The sequence below is a fragment of the Roseateles sp. FW305-36 genome (assembly GCF_058787015.1).
In genome coordinates this window covers 398090-412898 of sequence record NZ_JBYSZK010000003.1, presented here as the reverse complement: position 1 = coordinate 412898, position 14809 = coordinate 398090, and the positions used below count along the sequence as shown (strand labels likewise).

General features: G+C 70.4%; 15 protein-coding genes. 8 read left to right on the top strand and 7 right to left on the bottom strand.

Annotated elements, in window-relative coordinates:
• Positions 1–61: 61 nt before the first annotated feature.
• From AC3WOE_RS08575 to AC3WOE_RS08545, 7 genes are all read right to left on the bottom strand, one after another.
• Complete coding sequence (locus AC3WOE_RS08575; protein WP_492689710.1) at positions 62–832, bottom strand: hypothetical protein; 771 nt, start codon at positions 830–832, stop codon at positions 62–64.
• Between the two features lie 175 nt (positions 833–1007).
• Positions 1008–2840, bottom strand: a complete 1833-nt coding sequence (locus AC3WOE_RS08570; protein ID WP_492689709.1) for an HAD family hydrolase — start codon at positions 2838–2840, stop codon at positions 1008–1010.
• A 94-nt stretch (positions 2841–2934) separates the two neighbouring features.
• The gene (locus AC3WOE_RS08565) at positions 2935–4284 is read right to left on the bottom strand and encodes a phenylacetate--CoA ligase family protein (RefSeq protein WP_492689708.1); all 1350 of its coding nucleotides are present in this window, start codon (positions 4282–4284) and stop codon (positions 2935–2937) included.
• Between the two features lie 37 nt (positions 4285–4321).
• The gene (locus AC3WOE_RS08560; protein WP_492689706.1) at positions 4322–4897 is read right to left on the bottom strand and encodes an ABC-type transport auxiliary lipoprotein family protein; all 576 of its coding nucleotides are present in this window, start codon (positions 4895–4897) and stop codon (positions 4322–4324) included.
• Positions 4894–5850 carry an MlaD family protein gene (locus AC3WOE_RS08555; protein WP_492689705.1) on the bottom strand — a complete coding sequence of 319 codons (957 nt, stop codon included), beginning with the start codon at positions 5848–5850 and terminating at the stop codon, positions 4894–4896. Before AC3WOE_RS08555 ends, AC3WOE_RS08560 begins: the two co-directional genes overlap by 4 nt.
• Before the next feature lie 5 nt (positions 5851–5855).
• Complete coding sequence (locus tag AC3WOE_RS08550) at positions 5856–6704, bottom strand: ABC transporter ATP-binding protein (protein WP_492689703.1); 849 nt, start codon at positions 6702–6704, stop codon at positions 5856–5858.
• Positions 6705–7883, bottom strand: coding sequence for an MlaE family ABC transporter permease (locus AC3WOE_RS08545; protein WP_492689702.1), 1179 nt, complete (start codon positions 7881–7883; stop codon positions 6705–6707). It lies immediately after the preceding gene.
• A 372-nt stretch (positions 7884–8255) separates the two neighbouring features.
• Here AC3WOE_RS08545 and AC3WOE_RS08540 point away from each other — a divergent pair, with 372 nt between their 5' ends.
• The 8 genes from AC3WOE_RS08540 to AC3WOE_RS08505 all read left to right on the top strand — a co-directional run bounded on the left by AC3WOE_RS08540 (position 8256) and on the right by AC3WOE_RS08505 (position 14798).
• Positions 8256–8885, top strand: a complete 630-nt coding sequence (locus tag AC3WOE_RS08540) for an RNA polymerase sigma factor (RefSeq protein ID WP_492689700.1) — start codon at positions 8256–8258, stop codon at positions 8883–8885.
• Positions 8882–9490 (top strand): zf-HC2 domain-containing protein, encoded by a 609-nt coding sequence (locus tag AC3WOE_RS08535; RefSeq protein ID WP_492689699.1) that lies wholly within the window; start codon positions 8882–8884, stop codon positions 9488–9490. Before AC3WOE_RS08540 ends, AC3WOE_RS08535 begins: the two co-directional genes overlap by 4 nt.
• Positions 9487–10692 carry a S8 family peptidase gene (locus AC3WOE_RS08530; protein WP_492689698.1) on the top strand — a complete coding sequence of 402 codons (1206 nt, stop codon included), beginning with the start codon at positions 9487–9489 and terminating at the stop codon, positions 10690–10692. The genes AC3WOE_RS08535 and AC3WOE_RS08530 overlap by 4 nt, the downstream gene beginning before the upstream one ends.
• Complete coding sequence (locus AC3WOE_RS08525) at positions 10692–11399, top strand: TorF family putative porin (protein ID WP_492689697.1); 708 nt, start codon at positions 10692–10694, stop codon at positions 11397–11399. Before AC3WOE_RS08530 ends, AC3WOE_RS08525 begins: the two co-directional genes overlap by 1 nt.
• A gap of 51 nt (positions 11400–11450) precedes the next feature.
• Positions 11451–12215 carry an alpha/beta fold hydrolase gene (locus AC3WOE_RS08520; RefSeq protein ID WP_492689695.1) on the top strand — a complete coding sequence of 255 codons (765 nt, stop codon included), beginning with the start codon at positions 11451–11453 and terminating at the stop codon, positions 12213–12215.
• A gap of 72 nt (positions 12216–12287) precedes the next feature.
• Positions 12288–12737 carry a hypothetical protein gene (locus tag AC3WOE_RS08515; protein WP_492689694.1) on the top strand — a complete coding sequence of 150 codons (450 nt, stop codon included), beginning with the start codon at positions 12288–12290 and terminating at the stop codon, positions 12735–12737.
• Positions 12734–13816 (top strand): hypothetical protein, encoded by a 1083-nt coding sequence (locus tag AC3WOE_RS08510; RefSeq protein WP_492689692.1) that lies wholly within the window; start codon positions 12734–12736, stop codon positions 13814–13816. The genes AC3WOE_RS08515 and AC3WOE_RS08510 overlap by 4 nt, the downstream gene beginning before the upstream one ends.
• Entirely contained in the window at positions 13803–14798 is a 996-nt protein-coding gene (locus AC3WOE_RS08505) for a radical SAM protein (protein ID WP_492689691.1), read from the top strand. Before AC3WOE_RS08510 ends, AC3WOE_RS08505 begins: the two co-directional genes overlap by 14 nt.
• Positions 14799–14809 lie beyond the last annotated feature (11 nt).

The following is a 14809-nucleotide window of genomic DNA, read 5'->3' as shown; positions in this document are numbered from 1 at the left end:
GCTCTGTCGCGAAGGTAGCGCATACCGTGCTGACGGCGCAACAAGACGGTGTTGCGTAGTGTCAGCTCGCTGAACCGTCGTCCCTTTGTGGCGTGTCCAGGCGCCAGGGGGCGCTCCAGCGGCTGGGAGCGGCCGGCTGGTCGGCCGAGGCCACCGGCGTATCCAGCGCCCGCAGCGCCAGTTCCAGCCCGGGCCAGAACTGCGGGCCGCAGGCGAGCCGGGTGCCGTTGTCCAGCAGCAGCGTCGCGCCGTGCTTGTCGTGAGGCAGTGCCTCCAGCACATGAGCCGGCGCCACCGCGACGCGGTTCTGGCAGCGCAGCATGCTGCCGGGCGGCAGGTCGTCCAGCAGCCCGCCGAGGCGGCGATGCAGCACATGCTGCTCGCCGAAGGCATGCAAAAGCAGCGGGGCGGGGTGGCGGGCATCGGGCAGTTCCAGCCACAGGATGTCGGCCAGGTCCACCGTCGTGAAGCGTCCATGCGCCAGCACGATGAGCTGGCGCACTTCCACGCCCAGGCGACGCCGCGGCAGGCGCTTCAGCAGGGCGTTGACGCGCAGCGGGCCCTCGACGGCCAGGCAGCGCCTCACCACGTCATGGGTGAGCCAGACGATCTGCGGCGCGGGGTCGTGCAGCGAGGCCGTCAGCTCGGCCGCACCTACCGGCTTGAGGCCCGGGTCCAGCAGCATCAGCTCGGGCTGCAGGGCCAGCGCCATCGCCAGCGCCTCGGTGGCCGTGTGGGCATGGTCCAGCACCGTCAGCGCGGCGCTGTCGATGAGGCGCCGGGCCATGGTGCAGGCGGGGCTGTCCGAGCGAGCGACGACCAGCGTGCGCATGGCGGTCAGCGGCGCCGCCTGCAGTCGGCGTGGCGCAAGGCAGAGGGGGCTTGCATGGCCCGAGATCATGGGCTCGGAGCCCGCCTCTGCCGTTGGTCATGAGAGCCCCCTTGCCGGCCTTCGTGGCGCAAGGTATCAACGTTGACAGGCGCCGGAGGCCGCGCCCTGCGGCGGATCAGGTTTCCAGCTCGACCGCCAGGCAGCGCACATAGGCCAGATCGCGCGAGATCGTGCCGGGGTGGGCGATGAAGAGCGGCCCCCAGGCGGCATTGGCATCGTGCATGGTCTTCAGCACGGCGATGGTGCGGCGGAACAGATTGCCGACCGTGCCGGCGCCGGCCAGGGCGGCCGTCGACGCCGCAGCGACGACATGCGCGGCGAAGACGCCGCTGGCCCGGTCCGGCCGGATGGGCGTCGTGGTCAGCAGCGAGGTCTGCAGCTCCCGGCAGATCGCCTCGTCTTCGTCACGCCAGTTCTGCATCTCGATCAGGGCATGGCCGTCGAGGGCGTCCATGGGGGTGGCGGCGATGATCTTGGCGACGATGTCGCAGGAGCGCCTGGCGCGGTCCAGCGAGATGGGCACGCCGGCGATGCGGATCTGGGTGACGTCCTTCATCGTCTCGGCCTCGATGGCTTGCGCCCAGGCCGTGGCTCCCTGAAAGCTCAGCTGTCGCACGGTCGCTGCGGCCAGGAAGCCGCGCAGGATGTCCAGGGGGTGAGGGTCGCTGCCCGAGTCCTCGTTGCGCAGCGTGGCCGTGTTGCTGAAGGCGGCATTCAGCCCGCGGAAATAGACCACCAGGCCGATGCCTGCCGACGGCCCCATGTTCAGGATGCCCATGACGTCGGACGAGGTCTCGTCGATGCGCTGGGACCAGTAGGTGGCGAGGCTGGCCGTGCTGCTGTCGGCAAGAAGGGCCGCGCGCACGCGCTGCGCCATCTCGGCCTGCAGGCCGGGGATGGCGCGCAGGATGTCGTGGCCGGCTGTCTCGTGGCCCAGGGTGGTCCACGCGAACAGGCCGCCGCGGGCATTGGCGGGCGGCAGGCTGACGACGGCCGCCGCGCATTTGAAGGCCCGCGTCGCGTCGATGGGCCAGGTGTAGGGGCCGGAGTCCGGGTTGCCCCATTTGACGAGGGGGGCGAGCACCGTGTCGTCGGGGACCTTCAGGCCGGTCAGGCCTTCGGCACCCAGAAAGCCGTCATAGAGGTCGCTGACGACTTCCTCGAAGGCGTCGGTGGCGACGCTCTCGAAGCCTTCACCGTTCTGCAGGATGGCGTGCGCGGTGTCGAGCATCAGGCCGGCCAGGCGTTCCCGGCGCGGGTCCTTGACCAGGATCTGTGTGAAGCCCTGTGGGCCGATGCGCAGCAGCTCGGCCTTGAACGGCAGCGCGAAGCGCTCGCGATACAGCGGCGGCAGCTTCGGCGTCGCGGCCTCCAGGCGCTGCAGCAGGTCGGCGAAATCCAGCGGGTCCGCCGGCCCGGTCGCCGAGTCCAGCCCGGCGTCACGGGCATCGATGACGCAGGCGGCAAGGTTGGAAAGATTGGGCCCGTCGAGCAAGGTGGACTTGCCGGCGGCGAGCTTGGCCGCGTCGTCCAGCGACCGCCGCGTCGTCAGGCCCGCCTGGCGGGCGGTGCGGCGCTCGTTGCCGTCGTCACCGACGTAGACACAGCTGGCGAGGTTGGCGGCCGCGCCGGCCTTCTCGGCGGCAAGCAGGAAGATCTTGGTCGTCGACTTGTCGAGATTGACCTCGCCCGACAGCAGCACGAGCTTGGCGTCGAAGAGCTCCAGCAGCCCGAGCTCCGTCAGTGCCTTGCGCACCGCCGCGGGCGGGATGTCGCCCGTGTTCGAGATGACTCCCAGTCGGCACTTGGCGGCCAACGCCGTCAGCGGCTTGTGGATGCCGGCCATCTCGGTGAAGCCGAGGAACTTGCCCTGGGGGCTGAACTTGGGATCGACCAGGGTGCCGCCCAGGTCGAGGAAGACGGCGTTGACGGGTTTGGCTGTGGCCATTTCGAGCACCTCCGCAATGGAAGGTGCCGAGCCTAGGCAGGCAGGGGCTGGCGCCCAACCTCAGAATTGATGGGTCCTGCGCGTTCGGTCCATGTCATGCGGGCAAGGCGACGATGAGGGGCGCCTTGCCGCTGGCGCCGCGCGGCAGCTCGGCCACCCAGCGCAGGTCCAGGCGCTGCGGGGCGGCGCCACGGCTCTTCAGCAACTCGTAGAGGCCCTGTCGCAGCGCGCCGGCGTCGCGGTCACTGGGCGTCCCCGTCAGCAGCACCGCCAGGGCCCCGGTCGACTCCTGGCGCAGTTGCCAGCCCGTGGCGGGCACGCGTTCCAGCAGCTGGTGCACGAGGTTGGGATGGATGGCGATGGCGGCGCCGCCGTCGGCCGCCGGCAGATGCAGGGCCTCCTCAACACGGCCTTCGATGCGCGCCAACCGCCTGAACGGCCGGCCGCAGCGGCAGGCACCCGGCAGCTCGCGCAGGCCGTCGCTGATCTCGTAGCGGATCAGCGGCTGGGTGCGGCGGTCCAGCACCGTGACGAGCAGGCGCGCGCCCGATTCGCCCGGCGGCACGGCGCGGCCGTCGGCGTCGACGATCTCGAAGACGGCGCGGTCTTCCAGCAGGTGCAGGCTGCCCTCGCGGCATTCGGTCGCGATGGGGGCGTATTCGGTGGCGCCATAGGTGTTGAAGACGGGAATGCCCCAGGCCGCGCGCACTTGCTCACGCGTCGCGTCCGGCAGCAGTTCGGCGCTGGTTCCGACATGGCGCAGCGGGATATTGAGCCGCCCGGCAAGCTGCTCGCCGGCCAGCTGTCGCAGGATGGACGGGTAGACCGCCATCGACACCGGCTGCCAGTCGTTCAGGCGCGCCACCAGCTCCGTCAAAGGCAGGCCGGCGTCCAGCTTCAGCCCGCGCAGCAGCGGTGTGGACAGCGAGGCGCCGACGCGGGCCGAGTAGTGCCAGGCTGCGCCCGAGGCAATCAGCGCCGTGCGCGGGCGCGCCAGCGGCGACGGGGCGCCCGACCACATCAGCGGCCGCATGATGGCCGCCAGGCTTGCCCGCCATTCGTCGCGGTCGAACAGGAAGACGCCGCGTCGGCCCGTCGAGCCCGAGGTCGACAGTGCGGTGTAGCGGCCCAGATAGGGCCGGCCCGGATCGGGCGAAGCCAGGTGCGCTTCGACATCGGCCAGGCGGATCGCCGGGTCAATCACGACGCGGTCGAACTCAGCCATCAGCGTGGCCTTGTCGAGGATGGGCAGGGCCTGCAGCGGTGCCTCGTCCAGCCCATGGTGAAAGCGCCGGTAAAAGGGCGAGCGTTCGCGCGCATGGCGGCGCAGCGTGGCCAGGCACTGCTGCTGCTGGCTTTGGAGGTGTTGGGCGGTCCAGCGCGAGCTGGCGTCCTGGCGGGCGCGTTGCAGGCCGACGCGCAGCAGCTGACCGAGTTGACTCATGCCCTTGCTACGCGGGCCGCCGTCGCCTGGATTCAGTTCAGCGACAGGCCGAAGTCGTCAGCCAGATGGCGAGTTGCGGCGTCCACTCGTCCACCGCCTGGGCCAGGGCTCGCACGGCGCCGGGGGCGTCGGGGGCCGCTGCACGTTCGATGCGCCAGTGCTGCTGCAATGGACTGCCAGCGCCGGCTGCCGGCCATAGCGTGGCGTGCAGTCGCAGCACGGCCTGGCTGTTGCCGGGACTGGAGAACACCTGCTCGAACTCGTCCAGATTGACGGTCAGCAGCGCAGCGGGCTGGCCGTTGCAGCCGGGTGCGCCGGCCAGCTGCTCGCGCAGCCTTTGCGTCAGCAGGGCGGCGGGCGGCGCGGCCCAGAGGCTGTCGCGGTAATGCTCCAGGCGCTGGGCCTGCTGGAAGGCCAGGCGGTAGGCGATGCCCTCGCTTGAGAGCTGGGGCGGGGCGGTCACGTCGGCGATGCGCCAGGCCAGGGCGCCGCCGGCCGAGGTGGCGGTGGACGACGGACCGAGGTCGTAGACAGCCTTGGGCGGCACCGTCGGGGCCAGGGAGCAGGCGCTGAGGGTCAGCGCTGCGGCAAACAAGATGAACGTGGTCTTCATTTTTTGAGACGTTCAGTGAAACCGGCCTCGCCGGGGCCGGGCGGCTGGGCGCCGCGGCCGAAGATCAGGCTTTGCGGCTGATCGCCCAGGGCGTCGGCGGCGCGTTCGACGCTGCGGCTGGCGGCCGAGACGTCGGCCAGCACGGGGCGGGTGCGCGGCGAGGTCTCGCCCACCAGGGCGAGTTCGAGATTGCGGCTGGTGGCCTGCACCTGCACGGCGGCGGCCTGCAAGTCGTCCAGGGCCTTGGCGCGTGCCTTGAGGTCCAGGGCCAGCGACTGGCCGTCGACGGCCAGGGCCTCGATGCGGGTCAGGGCGGCCTGGGCCCGGCGGGCGGTCGCGTCGGCGTCCTTCAGCAGCACGGGCAGTTCGCGCGCGCCGGGCTGCAGGGCCGCCATCAGCTTGCCGGTGTCATTGGCGGCCTGCTGCAGTTCGGCCAGGGTCTTGCTGAGCTGGGCGCGGTTGTCGTCGCTGAGCAAGGCATTCAGGCGTACGGCCGTCTCGGCAAAGCCGGCGACGAGGCCGGGGCCGCTTTCGGCCAGGCGGTCCAGCAGGGTCGGGCGCAAGGCCAGCCGGGCGCCGGGCTGAGCGCGTAGCAGTGCGCCTTGGCTGTTGGCTTCCTCCAGACCGACGAAGGACAGGCCGGTGACACCCTGCAGGCCAAGCTGGGCATAGGTCTGGGTGGACACCGGTGCGGCAGCGTCGACGGCGATGCCGACGAGGATCTGGCGCGGGTCTTCGGGGTCGAAGCGGATGGTCTCGACAAAGCCGACCTCGACGCCGCGCAGCTTGACCGGCGCCTTCAGGTTCAGGCCCGGCACGCCCGTGCGCGCGACGACGGTGTAGTGGACGCGCTCGGTGCGGTCACCCTGGAACCAGGAGACGCTGGCGGCCAGGGCGAGGCCGAGCAGCAGCAGAAAGAGGCCTGCGGCCAGGGCGTGGGCTTTGTTTTCCATAGGTCCTATACGTTGGAGTCTTCGCGCAGCAGGGCCGGTACACCGCCCTCGTCGCTGGTGTCGTCCAGGCTGAGGCGAAAGCGCTTCACATCCTCCTCGGCACAGCGCTCCACATGGCCGAGGAAGAAGTTGCGTACGAAATGGTGGGGCAGGCGCGCCACCTCCGACAGCGGGCCGCTGGCGATGATGTGCTGGTCGGCCAGCACGGCGACGCGGTCGACGACGGCGAACAGGGTGTCGACGTCGTGGGTGACCATGACGACGGTCAGGCCCAGTTCCTGGCGCAGCCGGCGCAGCAGCTTGACGAACTGCTTGGCGCTGTCGGGGTCCAGGCCGGCCGTGGGCTCGTCCAGGAACAGCAATTGCGGGTCGAGGATGAGGGCCCGCGCCAGCGACACGCGCTTGACCATGCCGCCCGACAGCTCCGCCGGCCGCTTCAGCGCGTCCTCGGGCTTGAGCCCCACCTGGGCCAGCTTGAGCATGACGAGAGGCTTGACCAGGTCGGGCGGCACGCTCTTGAGCTCGCGCAGCGGCAGGGCGATGTTGTCGTAGACGTTCAGGGCCGAGAACAGCGCACCGGCCTGGAAGAGCACGCCCCAGCGGTAGCGCACGCGCTCCAGGTCGCGCACCGCGCAGGCACCCAGCGGGTGGCCGAAGATCTTCACCGTGCCGGCCTTGGGCACTTCCAGGCCGAGCAGCAGGCGCAGCAGCGTCGTCTTGCCCGAGCCCGAGCCGCCGATCAGCGCGACCACCTCGCCGCGGTGCACGGTCAGATTGAGGTTGCGATGGATGACGTGGCCGCCATAGGCCGTCGTCACGTTGTCGACTTCGATGATGGCTTCGGTGTCGGCCACTCAGACTCCGATGTTCGAGAAGAGGACAGCGAAGATCGCGTCCACCACGATGACCAAGGTGATCGCGGTGACAACCGACTGCGTGACGCTCTGGCCCAGGCTCTCGGTGTTGGGCTTGACGCGCAGCCCGAAATGGCAGGCCAGCAGGGCGATGAGGCCGCCGAACAGCACCGACTTGGCCCAGCCCAGCCACAGGTTGACCGGCTCGACGACGCTGGGCAGGGTGTGGAAGAACTGCATGGGGTCGAGCTTGAGCTGGGCGCTGGCCGCGGCCATGCCGCCCAGCAGCATCATCCCGCTGGTCCACAGCGCCACCAGCGGCAGCGAGACGGCCAGGGCCACGACCTTGGGAGCCACCAGGCGCACCGTGTGCGAGATGCCCATGACGGACAGCGCATCCAGCTCCTGGGTCACGCGCATGACGCCGATCTGGGCCGTCATGGCCGAGCCCGAGCGGCCGGCCACGATGATGGCGGCCAGCAGCGGGCCCAGTTCGCGCAGCACCGCGAGGCCGAGGATGTTGATGACGAAGATATCGGCGCCGTACGTCTTGAGCTGCTTGGAGATCAGATAGGACAGGGTCAGCCCCACGAGGAAGCCGACCAGGGCCGTGATGGGCAGGGCCTGGGCCCCGGTGCGGTAGACATTGGCCGAGATCTCGCGCCAGCCGATCAGCGAGGGCTGGCGCAGCATCTGCACGCTGTCCAGCAGCAGGCGGCCGACCAGGGCGACCAGGTCGACGGCGTGATGGGTGAAGTTCAGCAGCCTGAGATTGGCCAGCTCCAGCCCGGGCTTGAGGCTGCGCTTGCGCCGCGGCAGGGCGCCGGGCTGCATGAACTGCGAGAACAGCGTCACATGCTCGGGCAGCCACAGCAGCCGCGGCGGCGGCTTCAGGCCCCAGCCCTGCCACAGCGTCAGCGCACCGGCCGTGTCCAGCCGGCCCAGGGCCCGCAGGTCCCACAGGGCGTCGGGCGTTTCCTTCATGGCGGTGGCCACGCGCAGGCGGAACTCCTCGTAGCGTTCGCGCAGGGCCAGCACCGTCCAGTCGCCGCTGACATGCCACTCGCGCGTATGGCCCACCGCACCGCCGCCGGACTGCAGCCGCGGTTCGGCGTCGGTGGCCTCACGGGCCCAGACTTCGGTCGGGTTGTCCAGGGGCAGGGCGCCGGCTTCGCTCATGGCGCAACGATAGCGCCTCCCGGCGCTTGATGATGCGGTGTGTTCTGGGGCTTGATAGCGTCCTGCCGCCCGCGCCCACGCTTTCCGGAGACTCCATGGGCCGTTTCATCCGCCGCGCCGCCCCCCCCAACCCTCAGCGTGCGCGACCTGCTGGAGGCGCGCGACCGGTAGCACGTCCACATCGCCAACCTGCCCACCGTCATCGGCACGGCCATCGGCCGCTATCGCATCCGGCTCAGCGACCCAACTACGCCGACGAACAGCCAGTCTGTCCTGAGGGACTCTGCCCCGTTTCGGGGCGCTCGCTACCATCGCTTTGAACCTCCGGGCGCCGAGCCGGGACTCAAGTGCATTGGAAACCCGCAGGCAAGCATGTTGAAGTGGCCCAGCATCAGGAAGAAACGTGACGACGCCGCCGTGGCGCCCGCCCGTGGGCCCGCCGCGGAGGCGCTGGAACTGGCCCTGCTGGAGGGTGTCAAGCGCGGCAGGCGGGCTGATTTCGACACCCTCTACCGCCTCTACCATCCCCGGCTGTGGCGTTTCCTGTCGCATCTGATGCGCCAGGCCGACGCCATCGAGGAGGCGCTGAACGACACCATGATGGTGGTCTGGCAGCGCGCCGAGGGCTTCGACGGGCGCAGCAAGCTTTCCACCTGGATCTTCGGCATCGCCTACCGCAAGGCGCTCAAGGCCCTGAGCCGCCAGGACCTGCCGGTGGACGGCGACGAGATGGAAGAAGCTTCCGACCCGGGGCCGGGGCCGGAGCAGCAGCTGGGCCTCGCCCAGCTGCGGGGACGGCTGCGCGGCGCCATGGCCGAGCTGTCGCCCGAGCACCGCGCCGTCGTCGAGCTGTGCTATTTCCATGACATGGCCTATGCCGAGATTGCCGAGGTGGTCGGCTGTCCCGCCGAGACCGTCAAGACGCGGATGTTTTACGCGCGGCGCCGGCTGAGGCTCCTGCTCGACGATCTCGCCGGGCTGGAGCAAGGAGAACAACGATGAGTGTGGTGATTCCCATGGACCATGACGAGCATGCCGCCATGCAGGCCTTGCTGCCCTGGTATGCCCGTGGCCAGCTGGACGAGGGCGAAAGGCAGCAGGTGCAGCAGCATCTGCTGGGCTGCCTGGCCTGTCGCAACGAGCTGGCGGCCGAGCAGCCCATGCAGACCCTGCTGAGCGTGGCCGGGGCCTCGGTGGCGGGCGGCGATGTCGAAGCCGGCCTCGCGAAGATGCATGCCTTGATGCAGCCGGTTCGCCCCAAGGCGGCCGCCCCGCGCTGGATGCCCTGGGCACTGGGCCTGCAGGGCGTGGCCTGCGCGCTGCTGCTGGGCCTGTGGCTGCACGACCGCCAGGCCGAACCAGTCTACGAAGGCCTGTCGGCCGCCGGCACGGCGCCGGTGGTGGCCGACGCCCTGGTCATGTTCAAGCCCGGCACCAGCGAGCAGGCGGTGCGCGAGCTGCTGCAGGCCCACGGTGCCGGTGTCGTCGCCGGGCCGACCGAGACGGGTGCCTGGCTGCTGCACGTCGATGCCCGCGGCCTGGCCGAGTTGCGCACGGCGCCCATCGTCGCGGTGGCGGAGTCCCTGCAGCCGGGGCCGGCGCGATGAAACTCTGGCTGAGCCTGTTCGCGCTGCTGCTGAGCTGCTTCGCCAGCCCGGCTCAGGCCCAGGCCGAGGAGGCCCAGCGCCAGGTCCTCGTCATGCTGCAACTGCCCAAGGCCCATTACCGGCCCGACGGCAGCTATGCCGGCACCTATGGCGAAGGCGTGGGGCGGCAGTCGCGCCAGCAGGTGGCCCAGGCCCTGGCCCAGGCGCATGGCCTGGAGATGCGCAGCGAATGGGCCATGCCGCTGGCCGGCGTCGACTGCTTCGTCATGCGCCTGCCCGAGGGCGACACGCGCAGCCCTGCCAAGGTCGCCGAGGCGGTGGCCGAGGACAGGCGTGTCGCCTGGGCCCAGCCGGTCAGCCTCTACCGGGCCCAGGGCAGCGAGCAGGAGCCGCTCTACCAGGCCCAGCCCGCGGCGCGCCAATGGCATCTGGCCGAGCTTCACCAGCTCGCCACCGGCAAGGGCGTGCGGGTGGCCGTGGTGGACAGCGGCGTGGAGGCCGGCCATCCCGACCTCGTCGGCCAGCTGGCCCTCAACGAAAACTTCGTCGACGACAAGGCACCGCCGGCCGAGGGCCATGGCACGGCCATCGCCGGCATCATCGCGGCGCGCAACGACAACGGCGTGGGCATTGCCGGCATCGCGCCTCAGGCCCGGCTGCTGGCCCTGCGCGCCTGCTGGCAGGCGGCCGGCACCCAGACCCTGTGCACCAGCCTCGGCCTGGCCAAGGCCTTGTATTCGGCCATCCAGCAGGGCGCCGACATCATCAACATGAGCCTGGGCGGGCCGGACGACCGCCTGCTGGCCCTGCTGATCGACCAGGCCCAGGCGCGCGGCGCCACGGTGGTGGCCGCCATGCCGGGCGAGAACGGGCCCTTTCCGGCCAACCATCCCGGCGTCCTCGTCGTCGGCAGCGCGCCGCCGTTGCCGGCCGGCGTCGTCATTGCACCGGGGCGGGACGTGCCGAGCACGGCAGTCGGTGGCGGCTGGTCGCTGGTGTCGGGCTCCTCCTTCGCCGCCGCCCATGCCGCCGGCCTGCTGGCCCTGGTGCGCGAACTCGACGGGCCGCACACCGCTCTGGCCGTGAAGACTGCATTCGTCACGGTGGACCAAGGCCGTATCGACAGCTGCGCGACGCTGGCCCGCCATGCGGGCGCGCGCGGCCCCACCTGCAAGACGATGCAAGGGCAAACTCCGAACTGATGCCCCCCGCGCACCCGGCCCGACTGACGACGCTGGTCGCCGCGCTGCTGGCCTGCGCGGGCGGAGCCTGGGCGGACATCGGCGGCACGCTGTCGCTGCAGACAGACGCGCGTGACCGGGGCATGTCCTACAGCCGCAACCGACCCAGCGCCCAGCTCGGCCTGGCCTGGGACGGCCGCGACGGCTGGTATGCGGGCGCCCAGCTCGCGCAGGCCCGCTTCTCGCAAAGACGCGGCGCCGCCCTGCAGCTCTATGGCGGCCGCGTCTTCGACCTCGCGCCGGGCCTGGACGGCGAGGCGGGCATCGCCGCCCACGCCTACGAGAACGTCTCCAATTACGACTACCAGGAGGTCTATGTCGGTCTGCTGGGCGAGCGCTGGAGCCTGCGCGCCTATGCCTCGCCCGACTACTACGGCATCGGCCAGCGCACGGTCTACACCGAGTTCAACTGGCGTTGGCCCTTGGCGCCGGGCGTCGCTGCGCTGGGACATGTCGGCCTGCTGCATGGCTTCGGGGGTCAGAGCTTGCCCTATCTGGAGTCGCGCAGCGCCACGCGGGCCGATCTGCGCCTGGGCGCGTCCTGGCAGCTGGGCGCCAGCAGCGAGTTGCAGCTGGCCTGGATGGCCGCCGGCCGTGGCGGGCCCTACACCTGGACCGATGCGACACGCCGCCGCACGGCGGTGCTCAGCCTGACGACGGCTTTCTGATTGACCGGGCCGCGCGGCTGGCATGGAATCACCGGCCCTGGGGAGCAAGACATGGCGCACATCGAACGCGACGGCTATCGCATCGCCTATGAAGTTCACGGCAGCGGCCGGCCCGTGCTGCTGTTGCATGGCGTGACGGTCAGTTTCGCCGGCAACTATGGCGCCTGGGGCTGGGTGGAGCGGCTGACGCGCGCCGGCTGCCAGGTCATCGGCATGGACTTCCGCGGCCACGGCCGCAGCGACAAGCCTCACGACCCCGCGGCCTATGGCACCGAGGCCCTGATGGGTGATGCGCTGGCCTTGCTCGATCATCTGGGTCACCACCGCGCCTCGGTCATCGGCTATTCGCTGGGCAGCCATATCGCCCTCGAACTGCTGCGCCGTGCGCCTGAACGTTGGGATCCCAGCGTGTTGATCGCGACGGGCGACGGGCTCATCGGCCTGCCGCCCTACACCCTTGAAGCCGTCGGCGGGCAGATCCACGAGGCGCTGGCGCGCGAGAGCTTCCCGGCCGACCTGCCGGTGCACGTGTCCACCTACTGGACCTTTGCCGTCAAGGTCGGTGGCGACCGCCTCGCGGCCCTGGCGGCGCTGCAAGGGGTGTATCCGCCTTGCCCGCCCGAGGCGCTGCGGGCGGTCGACGTGCCCGTGCTGGTCGTCAGCGGCGAAGTCGACCCCGTGCTGGGCCGCGGTCCGCGCCTCGCGCAGGCGCTGCCGGCGGGGCGTTATGTCGAGATCCCGGGCGCCAACCACTTCGAGCTTTGCAACCACCCGGCTGCCCTGGCCAAGATCGAGAACTTCCTGCGATCTCCCTAGCTTCATCGTCGCTTGAACCCGCGCCGAGCGGGCTGGCACTCACGGCGCAGTGAGTACCAGGAGAGATCGACGATGAGGATGTCAAGAATGCTTGGGGCCGCGCTGTGCGCCACGGTCGCGTTCATCGCGGGCTGCGGCGGCGGCAGCGGCGCGGGGCTCGATGCCAACGGCCGCCCGCTCGGCGAAGGCGATGACCCGGGCGGGCCGATGACGGCGACCTACAGCTCCATCCAGTCCCATGTCTTCACGCCCATCTGCACGGCCTGCCATGCCGGCGGCGCGGCACCGCAGGGCCTGAGGCTGGATGCGGCCAACAGCTTCACGATGCTGGTGGGTGCGTCGAGCGCCGAGGTGCCCGCGCTGAAGCGCGTGGCCCCCGGAGATTCGGCCAACAGCTACATCATCCACAAGCTCGAAGGCCACCAGGCCGTCGGCGCGCGCATGCCTTTCGGCGGGCCCTACCTCGACGCCAACACCATTGGGCTCATTCGGCAATGGATCGACAACGGAGCCCAGAAATGAAGGCCGTGCGCATCGTTCTCGGCCTGGCTTTGCTGGCCCTGATGTCGTTGGCCAAAGCGGAGCCTTACATCGCCATCCGTAGCGGCTTGAAATGCGTGGCCTGCCATGTGAACCCCACGGGCGGCGGGCTGCGCAATGCGGTGGGCAACACATTCGCGCAGAACGTCATCCCGAGCAACGGCCTGCCCGAGGTCCTGCAGGGCTGGAACGGCGCCCTCTTCGACGACCGCCTGCGCCTGGGCGGCGACCTGCGCACCGCGACGACGCGCACCTCGGTTTCGGGCCAGCCCACCCGCAGCGTCGGCGGCACCGAGCAGACGCGCCTCTATGCCGATGTGCAGCTGATCAAGGACTATCTCGGCGCCTACCTCGACCAGCAGGTCGCGCCCGGCAAGTCCGAGCGACAGGAGGCCTATGTGCGCCTGTCGACGCCGGGCCTCTCCTGGTATGCCAAGGCCGGTCAGTTCTATCTGCCCTTCGGCTGGCGGCTGCAGGACAGCCTGGCCTTTGTGCGCCAGTTGAGCGGCGTCAGCATGACGGTGCCCGACAAGGGCCTGGAGCTGGGCCGCGAGAGCGATGAATGGTCCATCCAGCTCGTGCGCAGCAACGGCCCCGGCAACAAGGGCGGCACGACCGGCCACCAGACCACGGCCCAGGCCATCTGGATGCAGCCCTGGGGCCGCGTCGGTGCGGCGACGGCCCAGGTCAAGTCGTCGGCCGGTGATCGCCAGGCCTATGGTCTCTTCGCCGGCACGACGACGGGGCCGGTGGCCTGGCTGGCCGAGTTCGACATGGTCAGCGACGCCGGCTACCCCGAGGGCAAGCGCAGGCAGGTCGCGACGCTGCTGGAGGCCAACTGGCTGGTGCAGCAGGGCCACAACCTGAAGCTCACCAGCGAAGTCCTCGACCCCGACCGGCGCGTGGCCCATGACAACAAGGTGCGCTACAGCCTGGTCTACGAGTACACGCCCATCGCCTTCGTGCAGTTGCGCGCGGGCTGGCGCAAGTTCGGCGGCATTCCGCAGAACGCCATCGACAACCGGCGGCAGAGCTTTGTCGAGCTGCATGGACTGTTCTAGCGTCATCGTCGAGCGGCCCCGCGCGCTGGCAGCGCCTGTCACGCGCCTGCCGCTGGCGACCCTCTACCTGACCGAGCGCTGCAACTCGCGCTGCATCAGCTGCGACTACTGGCGCCATGGCCGGCGCGACATCGACGTCGAGACCGTGAAGTCTCTGCTGCCGGGTCTGCGCGAGCTTGGCACGCAGACCGTGCTCGTCTCCGGTGGCGAGCCGCTGTTGCATCCGCAATGGGCCGAGATCGCGACCCTGCTGCGCAGCGAGGGCCACAAGCTCTGGCTGCTGACGGCGGGTCTGGCCCTGGACAAGCAGGCGGCCGAAGTGGCGCGGCTGTTCGAGCAGGTGACGGTGTCGCTGGATGGCAGCACCGCCGCCAGCTATGCGGCCATCCGCGGGCTGGATGCTTTCGAGCCCGTCTGCGCCGGCATCCGCGCGGCGGTGCGGCAGGGCATGGAAGTCGGCCTGCGCGTCACCGTGCAGCGCGGCAATGCGGGCGAACTGGCCGCGTTGGTGGCGCTCGCCCACAGGCTGGGCGTGGCAAGCATCTCCTTCCTCGCGGCCGACGTCAGCCACGCCGAGGCCTTTGGCCGTCATGGCGAGCCGATCGACGGCATTGCGCTGCGGGCCGAGGATCTGCCGGTGCTTGCCCGCAGCCTGGATGCGCTCGATCCGGCGGACTTCACCAGCGGCTTCATCGTCGAGTCCTTGCCCAAGCTGCGCCGCATCGAAGCCCACTACCGTGCCCGCCTCGGCCTGGGCGAGGCGCCGCCGGTGCGCTGCAATGCGCCCGAGCACTCGGCCGTCATCGAGGCCGACGGCAGCGTGCGGCCCTGCTTCTTCATCGCGGGCACCGGTCGGCTGGACGAAGCAGGCCTGGTCGACGTACTGAACTCGACGCCGCAGCGCCGCCTGCGCGCCAGCATCCGCGCCGGTGAGCGGCCCGAGTGCGCGCATTGCGTCTGCTCGAAGTGGTTTGCGTCATGAGACCCGCACGG